This window comes from Actinoplanes cyaneus, from assembly GCF_016862095.1.
GTDB classification, from domain to species: domain Bacteria; phylum Actinomycetota; class Actinomycetes; order Mycobacteriales; family Micromonosporaceae; genus Actinoplanes; species Actinoplanes cyaneus.
The window spans coordinates 22,631-30,763 of sequence record NZ_BOMH01000092.1; the positions used below are offsets into that span (position 1 = coordinate 22,631).

Below are 8,133 nucleotides of genomic sequence, written 5' to 3' on the forward strand. Positions count from 1 at the left end.
CGGCCGCAACGCTGCCGGTAACCGTCGATGTGGACCGTGAGATCCGGCTACTGCCTGGGGACGTACGGCGGCATTTCCTGCCCAAGGCCCGCGGCGGTGAGGTAGGCGAGCTGCCGTGGTTCTTCGAAGGACGCGCCGCCGAGCTACGGGGCGATCACGGCGTGGCTGAGGCCGGGCGGGGGCACTGGCCTGCTAATCGTCACCGGCGCGCCCGGCACCGGAAAGTCGGCGTTGCTCGGGCAGGTCGTGGCCCGCACTCATCCAGCGTTGCTGGCTGCCCTCGAGGCGGCCGGCCTGATCGAACCGGTCCCCGCGGACGAGTTGCCGCCGCCGGAGGCGTTCGCCACCTCGGTGCTGCTTACCGGCCTCACTGTGGAGGACGCGGTGCGGCGCCTCGCCGAGGATCTTCGGCTGTCTCAGGCGTTGCCGGACTTGACCGCCTCAACGAGCCTGGTCGACTGGCTGATCTCCGCGATGGGAGCACCTTCGCGGTACATGCGATCTCGCTTGACCCTATTACTGGACGCCCTGGACGAGGCGCAGCAGCCGCTAGCGATGGCCGGTCTTATCGTCAGGCTCGCGGCGCTGCCTTGGGTACGCGTCGTGGTCGGCACCCGTAGCTCGCTGCACGCGGTTCCCGATGGGCCGGTCCCGGCGGACACCGAACTACTGAACGCGTTACGAGCGGATGGCCTGGACAGTGACGTCCTCTTGGTTGAACGTGACGACGCCGCAGTCGGGCGGTATGTGAGCCGACGACTGACCGCCGCGTTGGGCTCCGGACAGGAGCCGCTGATCGCGGCGCTCACCTTCGGCGTACAGGTGCGAGAACAAGAGTTTCTCTTCGCCCGACTGGCGGTGCACGAGCTGCTGGCCCGGCCGGGCGCACTCCGCGGTGCGCCGGACGGCGGGCTGGCCCGGCTGCTCGCCGGCAACCATCGCACCCTGTTCGCGGCGGCCGTGGACCGGCTCACCGCCGCCAACCCTGGGCACCGAGCGTTGCTGGCTGCGCTCGCCCTAGGGCTGGGCCGCGGGTTGCCGCTGCGCGATCAGGTCTGGCTCACCGTCGCGTCTGCGCTCGGCCCCTGGGCACCCACCGCCGAGGATCTAAGCGCCCTGCTTGACGAGGCAGCGCCCTATCTGATGCTGGATAGCGAGGCCGGGCAGACCGTATACCGGCTGGCGCACCGAACCTTCCAGGAATACCTGTTGACCGAGCTGGCACCGGCGCAGGTCGAGACGGCGCACGCACGGATCGTCGACGCGCTGATCGAGCTCGCCGGCAGCGGCAACCCGTACGTGACGCGGCGGCTCTCCGCGCATGCGATCCGTGGCGGCGCGACCGCAATCCAACGGCTGGGCGACCGCCCGGACGTGATTGACCGGCTCGACCCGCACGCCGTCGCTTTCGACATCCTGCGCGCCGACATGGACCCGGCCGAACGACCTGCGACCTTGATCGGTGTGCTGACCGCCCGTCGGCAGCTGATCGGCTGCGCGGCGGGTGACCGGGCCGGGATACGCCGCCTGGCGATGGCCCGGCACGCCGGCATCACTGTCTTCGCGGCCGAGGCAGGCGATACGGCTGCCGATTGGGCGGTGAACTGGGCATATTTAGCACCGGTAACACCGCATGTCATACTCGCCGATTCGCCCGGACGGATCGCCGCGCTGGTCGGCGTCCGGATAGACGACGGGCGCGCGTTGGTGGCGGCAGCTGGCTGGGGCTCGGCCATCCTGCTCTGGGACTCGGCCAGCGGTGAGCCCCTCGACCCGCTCACCGGCCACCGCGGGGTCGTGGCGCAGCTGGCCACCCTGCCCACCGGCGCGGACGACGCCCTGTTGGTCAGCGCGGGCGCCGACCGAACTATCAGGCTCTGGGATCCTGCTGGTCGCCGCCCGGCCCGAGAATTGCCCGGCGTGCCGGGACGCGGTCTCCTGTCGGCGCTCGCCACAGCTGCGCCGCCGGGCAAGGAGCCGATCGTCGCATCGGCCGACGTCGAGAACGACGAGGCCAAGGTCTGGCTTTGGCATGCCGGAACCGAGACAAGGACGCTGATCGCCACCGAGTTGGACACCCTGATCACCGCTCTCACGGTCACCGCAACCCGAGACGGGCGGACGCTGGTCGCCGGCGCCGCCGACAATGCGACGATCCAGGTGTGGGAGCGGGGCAAGGACGGCGAAATCCTCCGCCTCGAGATCGGCGAAACCGGCCGGGTGCTCGCCCTCACCCCTGTGCACCTAAACGGCGCCGATCCGTTGCTGGCCGCAGGCGGGGAGGACGCCAGCATCCGGCTGTGGGATCCGATTACTGGGCAGCGGGTCGGCCGCCCATTCATGGGGCACGACGGCCCGGTCACCGCACTAACAGTCCTACCCGGTCCGGATGGCCGGACTCTGCTCGCCAGCGCTGGTGAGGACAACACGATCCGGCTACGCGACATTGCGACTGGTAGACCGCACGGGGCGCCGCTGACCGGGCATACGCAGCCGATCACCGCGCTCGCCGTGGTCACCGCGCCGAACGGGACATCACTGCTGGTCAGCGGCGGCCACGACGCGACTGTCCGGCTGTGGGATGTCGCTGCGGCGAAAGCGACGCCAAGAACACGAGTCCGGCACACCGGCCGGATCGCCGACCTCGCGGTGGTGCATGCTGCTGGCTGCGCTCTGCTGGCTACCGCCGGCGACGACGGAACGATTCGCCTGACCCGGTGCGACACCGGCGAACCGTACGGCGAGCCGCTTACCGGCCACACAGGGCCGGTGACCGCATTGACCACCGTCGCCGGTACTCGCGGCGACCTACTGGTGAGTGCCGGCGATGACGGGACAATCCGGGCTTGGGACCCGGTCACCGGGCAACCCGAGGGTCAACCGATCTTGGGGCTGCCCGGCTCGGTTCGCCGCCTCATCACCGTGCCGGACCCGGCCGGTTTCTTGGTGGCAGGCGCCGGCGACGCGGGCGTCGGCCTGTGGGATCTGCGGTCTGGGCGACCGGTGGCCGCTCCGTGGCCCTATCGCACTGTCCCCGTCGACGATCTGGCTATCACCGTCGGCCTTGACGAGCAGCCGCTGCTCGCATTGGCCCTGCGGCGCGGCGTGGTCGAACTCTGGGATCTGCGCGCCGCTTGCCCGGCCGGCACACCGCTGGCCGGGCAACCCGGCGGCGGCACTGCACTGATCGCCCTGACCGGCCCAGACGGCGACTCCCAGCTGATGACGGCGGACATGGGAGGTGCGTTGCAACGGTGGGATCCGGTCACCGGCGACCCCGCGGCACCACCGATCGCCGCACATCTCGGCGGTGCGCTGAGCCTCGCCGTGGTTCCCGGAGCGGACAGCGCGCCCATGTTGGCGACACTCGGCCAGGATGCGACGATCCGGCTGTGGAGCGCAGATGACACCTGCCAGCAAACGATCCCGCTCGGCCTGCGCATGCATGTGCTCTGCTGGACAGGCCACGGCCTGGCCGTGGCTGGCGACGACGGCGTGGCGCTGGTCACCCCGCGCATCCTATGGAATGAGGAGATGGGGCGACGATGACAGAGACTGAGTGGATCTTTGAGGAGCAAGCGGCCGTACCCCGGGTGCATTCCGTACCGTACTCGCACCGGTCGATCGAACTTGGTTATTTCCCGTTGGAGGAGCTCCTCTCACCGGATCCGGCGTCAATTACGCGGCAGTTCGCGACTCGCGCTCCGTGGGTCGCCGCTGCCCGGCAGGTCGAGGAGAGCCGCGAGGGGATCCGGCCTCGGATAAGTACCTGCGTCCTCGTCGACGACTTCTCCGCTACCGCCACCCACACCCCTTCGGAGGTGTTCACAACATTGCTCGAGGCCGCAGGAAGCGCGGGACTCGAGATCGACTACGTGGCTCGGCTGGCCGCATTCGCCCAGTTCGGCGACATCAGCCCGGCGGAACTTGTCAGCCAACGCATCGTAGAAGAGCCGCCTGCGGGCACCACCGCCGCGCGTCCGCCGGTCAGCGCCGTCGGCTGGCTCACCAACGGTGAACGGTCCCCGTCCAGCTCGGTCGCGGCGATGTCCGCGCCGCGGACGTGGCAGCCACCACGCGAACATGCTGTGCGGAGCCACTCGGTGTTTTTGGACGTCGAGCTGTGGACGGACGGACCGGACGGCCGGTTGTGGTCGGCCTCCATGCTTTACGCCACCTGGCAGCTATTCCGCTTGGGCCTACTGCGCAGCCACGGCCGGGATGTTTTCGTTCCCAGCTCGCTCGACTCGCTCCCAGGCGAGTGGGCCAAGATGCCGCCGATCATCCGGCTGAATCCTGCGGCGCCAGCGTTCTGCGCCTATCGCACGTTGTCCTTCATGAACACTACGTCGCCGGTCCGTCCGGAGGCAGTACGGACCATCCTCAGTCAGGTCGCGGTGGACTGGACGTTGATAGTCCAGAGCAATGAACGGGCCGCCGCCGAGAGGCTACCGCTGTCCAGTGAGATCATCGGACGCACCGACTACGTGATCGCAGACTAAACCGGCAACGTCGCGCTAACTACGGCCAGGGCCAGTACGTCGCGCACCCGTTGGACCAGCGAACTCCATTGACGGCCGAATCCGGCAAGCTGATCCAGCCCGTCCCACATCTCCCGGCCAGCCAGCCCACCCCGAGCGTTCGGAAGCCAAAGGTGCAGCAGGTGTTCAATGGCCGGCTGCAGCTGAGCCACCGCCTCGGCCGGCGGCAGGACGCCGATCGGACTTCGCCGCACGAGATCGAGCAGGGTAGTCAGCAGCCAGTCATGCAAGGCAACGTCCGCCGCGAACGTACGCACATCGAATGCCTCGGCTCCGCGGACCTCCAGCGTACGAATGCCGTCAGCCTGGAGAACGAAACGCACCTGTGTGCCTCCCTCGCGCTCGACGTGCGCCCAGCGCAGCCAGCCACGGGCCGTCCGCAGCGGTGGACGCCGGTCCAAATGCGAGACGCTTTGAGCCGCCCCCAGCAGCCGGTTGCTCGCCGCTCCCAGAGCAAGCGAGTCAGCGACAGACAGCGGATCGCCCACGACATCACCAGAAGGGAAACGGCCGAGCAACTCCACCACACCCGGACGACTCAGGTAGTGCGGCCACGGCTGACGATCGGATCCTTGGCCACGCTGCAGGACCGTGGACGCCACGCCTTGCACCACGTGGTTGCCGATCAACGAGACCCGGCCCTCCACCGTTCCCACGGCCCGCAGGCGTCGGCCAGCCCCGGCCTCGACAGCACAGTCCACCCCAGCAAGGGTGGCACTCGATCGCGCGTACGCGATCGGCCGCTCGGCTAACTCCGTTGCCCCCGGCCCGATACCGTCCAGCAGCTGGTAAACCTCCCGAGACGATAGCGGAGCAGAGTGCCGGAGCAGACCGGTCTGGACCTCGCCCACACTGATCCTCATCGGCTCCCGCCCTCGTCGATGTGCCGACCCTTGGACGTCGATTGCACTCCATCCGGACCATCGACCGCAAGCGCGCCGCGCGCGAATCTCGGTTGTGAAGCACGCCACCAGTCCCCGGGCAGATCGCGTCGGGCCTGCTTATATTCGGCAAGGTCACGGCGCAGATTTGTCGCCGGGGACTGTGGATCTTTCGGTGTTTCCGGTCTGACCCGCCGGGCGTGGCCCGGCGAGGAAGGCCTCGTGATGACCGAGACACTGGATGATGTGATCCCTCTTAAGAAGAAGCCGGAGCCGGCGGCGGAGGCTGCTGCCGCAGCGGAGCTGGTGCGGCTTGCCAAGGAGCAGGGTCTGTCGCTGACCGGGCCGGACGGGCTGCTCAAGCAACTGACCAAGGCGGTCCTGGAAACCGCGTTGAACGAGGAGATGACGCAGCACCTCGGCTATGCCAAGAACGATCCGGCCGGTGCCGGATCGGGCAACGTGTGTAACGGAAGCCGGTCGAAGACGGTGCTTACCGACGCCACCGGTCACGTGCAGATCGACGTGCCCCGCGACCGTGCCGGCTCATTCGAGCCGCAGATCGTCAAGAAACGCCAGTGTTCCGCTGTGCGGAGCGCGGATCTTGCGGCAGCCGCCGACCTGGCCGAGACCGTGGCCCGCTCCATCACCGACCCCGACCAGCAGGCGCAGGCGCTGGCCCAGATTGCTCGGGCAATCGCCAGCGCTGACCCCGACCGAGCCAGCAGGGTTCTAGGCAAGGTGTTGGCAGCGGAGTCGTGGATGGCGCCGTTATCCGTGCTGGGCGAGTTTTGGCCGCAAGTGGTGTTGCGGTGCGTGGATGCTCTGTCCGTTAACGAACGTTCGCGATACACCGAAAGAACGTAGACGTTTACGCAGGCAAGATAGGTAACGCAACCCGTGTCTGCGCCTTCGTAACGTCCCCAGGGCATGAGCCGCCGATGGGCGTGGCGACGAGATCAGGCCTCGCCGGTACCAACGTCCTACGGGACGTGATCATGCAAGCGTGCGAGTGCGCCGCCGATCTCTGGTCGACCTGCCCGAGGCGAGCTTGTTCAGGTTTGAATCTTCGCCATCTTGACCAGCGACACCTGACCGTGCGCGGTGACGCGGTAAGACTTGCTTGAGCCCTTTGGGCAGGCGCGCGGCGTGTCCCGGGTCTCGCCCGAGGTAAAGGTGATGCGAGCGAAGACGCAGTGCCCGTCTGCGTCCAGGTCCTTTACCGATCCGGTAGCCGAGCCGATGCCGGTTGACGGGTTATAGTCACTGGTGCCCGACGTTGAGCCGTAGCCAGCCGATTGGCGGTAGTGGAAGGTGTATGGGCCGGCCAGGGCCGGAGGTGCGGTGGCCGCGACGGCTACCAGACTGATGGTCAACGCAAGAGCCAGCCGGGTTACTACCGTCACGCGGCGCTTCACCAGGCGCATCGAAGTCAAGGATCCTCCTTTTACGGATAGAACCAGAAATAGATCGTGCCGGAAGAAGCGGCCGGCCGCTAGGCAGGCGTGTCCTTACTGGTGACTGCTGAAAGAACCGGCTGACGCCGGCTCGGGGCGAAGCGACGCCCCGTGCTGGGCGTCTGGTTGGCTACCAGGGGCGAGCACCGCGCGGTAGCCGAGTGGTCGGCTCAGCGCCGCTGATGGTGACCAGCCGATGTCAGCGGGGACTGCGATCTGGGTGCGGTCGCGCCAACGTGCTCAGATCGCCAGCGTGCCGGCGTCGTCCTCCAAACCAGGGGACCTCGCTTCTTCCGTGGACTCACAACTTTCTATGTCATCAGTCACGGTGCCCATCCCGCCCGGTCTTCAGCCTGGCGTGTCGGGCCGGAAACACCGCTCCTGGCACAGTCCCTGGGGAGTACCCCAACACCACAGCTAATGGCCTGTATGCCGCGACCAGTAGGCGAGGCTGTTCCGGGTGACCAGGGTGTAAGGATGGTCGGGGCCCAGGGTCCGTAATTGGTCGGCGAGTAGCGCCTCGAACGCGGCTACGGCCCCGGCCGAGTCCCCAGCTTCTCCCTGCCACCGGGCGAGGTTGACCCGGGTGATGAAGATGTGGCTGTGGGGGTGGTCGGAGCCTAGCACCCGTAGTTGGTCGGCGAGTATCGCCTTGAACGCGGCTGCGGCCCCGGCCGGGTCCCCAGCTTCTCCCTGCCACCGGGCTAGGTTGGCCCGGGTGGTGAGGGTGTGTGGATGGTCGGGGCCGAGCACCCGTAGACGGTCGGCAAGCAGGGCCTCGGTCGCGGCCGCAGCTCCGCTCGGATCCCCAGCCTCCCCCCGCCAGTAGGCGAGGTTGTTCCGGGTGGTGAGGGTGTGTGGGTGGTCGGGGCCGAGCACCCGTAGAGAATCGGCGAGCAGGGCCTCGAATGCGGCTGCTGCCCCGGCCGAGTCCCCAGCGTCTCCTCGCCACCGGGCGAGATTGGTCCGGGTGATGTGGGTGTCGGGGTGGTCGGGGCCTAGCACCCGCAGTCGGTCGGCGAGCAGGGCCTCGAATGCGGCCGCCGCTCCCGCCGGGTCGCCGGCTTCTCCCTCCCATCGGCCGAGGTCATTTCGGGTGGTGAGGGTGTCGGGGTGGTCCGGGCCTAGCACCCGCAGTCGATCGGCGAGCAGGGCCTCGAATGCGGCCGCCGCTCCCGCCGGGTCGCCGGCTTCTCCCTGCCACCAGGCGAGGTCATTTCGGGTGGTGAGGGTGTCGGGGTGGTCCGGGCCTAG

At 68.2% G+C, this 8,133-nt stretch carries 5 protein-coding genes and 1 pseudogene; 3 read left to right on the forward strand and 3 right to left on the reverse strand.

Annotated features, from left to right (window positions below; all coding sequences use genetic code 11):
* Positions 1–267 precede the first annotated feature (267 nt).
* Positions 268–3,549, forward strand: a complete 3,282-nt coding sequence (locus tag Acy02nite_RS44125; RefSeq protein WP_203755562.1) for a WD40 repeat domain-containing protein — start codon at positions 268–270, stop codon at positions 3,547–3,549.
* The gene (locus Acy02nite_RS44130; protein WP_203755563.1) at positions 3,546–4,502 is read left to right on the forward strand and encodes an SCO2522 family protein; all 957 of its coding nucleotides are present in this window, start codon (positions 3,546–3,548) and stop codon (positions 4,500–4,502) included. The genes Acy02nite_RS44125 and Acy02nite_RS44130 overlap by 4 nt, the downstream gene beginning before the upstream one ends.
* On the opposite strand, the gene Acy02nite_RS44135 is transcribed toward Acy02nite_RS44130, so the two are convergent.
* Positions 4,499–5,404, reverse strand: a complete 906-nt coding sequence (locus Acy02nite_RS44135) for an SCO2521 family protein (protein ID WP_239175855.1) — start codon at positions 5,402–5,404, stop codon at positions 4,499–4,501. The two genes, Acy02nite_RS44130 and Acy02nite_RS44135, sit on opposite strands and share 4 nt — an antisense overlap.
* A 243-nt stretch (positions 5,405–5,647) precedes the next feature.
* Between Acy02nite_RS44135 and Acy02nite_RS47045 the strand changes: the two are divergent.
* Positions 5,648–6,001 (forward strand): annotated as a pseudogene (locus Acy02nite_RS47045) (transposase); the annotation flags it as partial.
* Positions 6,002–6,477: 476 nt separating this feature from the next.
* Here Acy02nite_RS47045 and Acy02nite_RS44145 read toward each other — a convergent pair.
* Together Acy02nite_RS44145 and Acy02nite_RS44150 are read right to left on the reverse strand one after the other, a co-directional pair.
* Positions 6,478–6,858 (reverse strand): hypothetical protein, encoded by a 381-nt coding sequence (locus tag Acy02nite_RS44145; protein ID WP_203755565.1) that lies wholly within the window; start codon positions 6,856–6,858, stop codon positions 6,478–6,480.
* A 438-nt stretch (positions 6,859–7,296) separates the two neighbouring features.
* The coding region (locus tag Acy02nite_RS44150) for a tetratricopeptide repeat protein (protein ID WP_203755566.1) at positions 7,297–8,133 on the reverse strand (837 nt) is incomplete at its 5' end.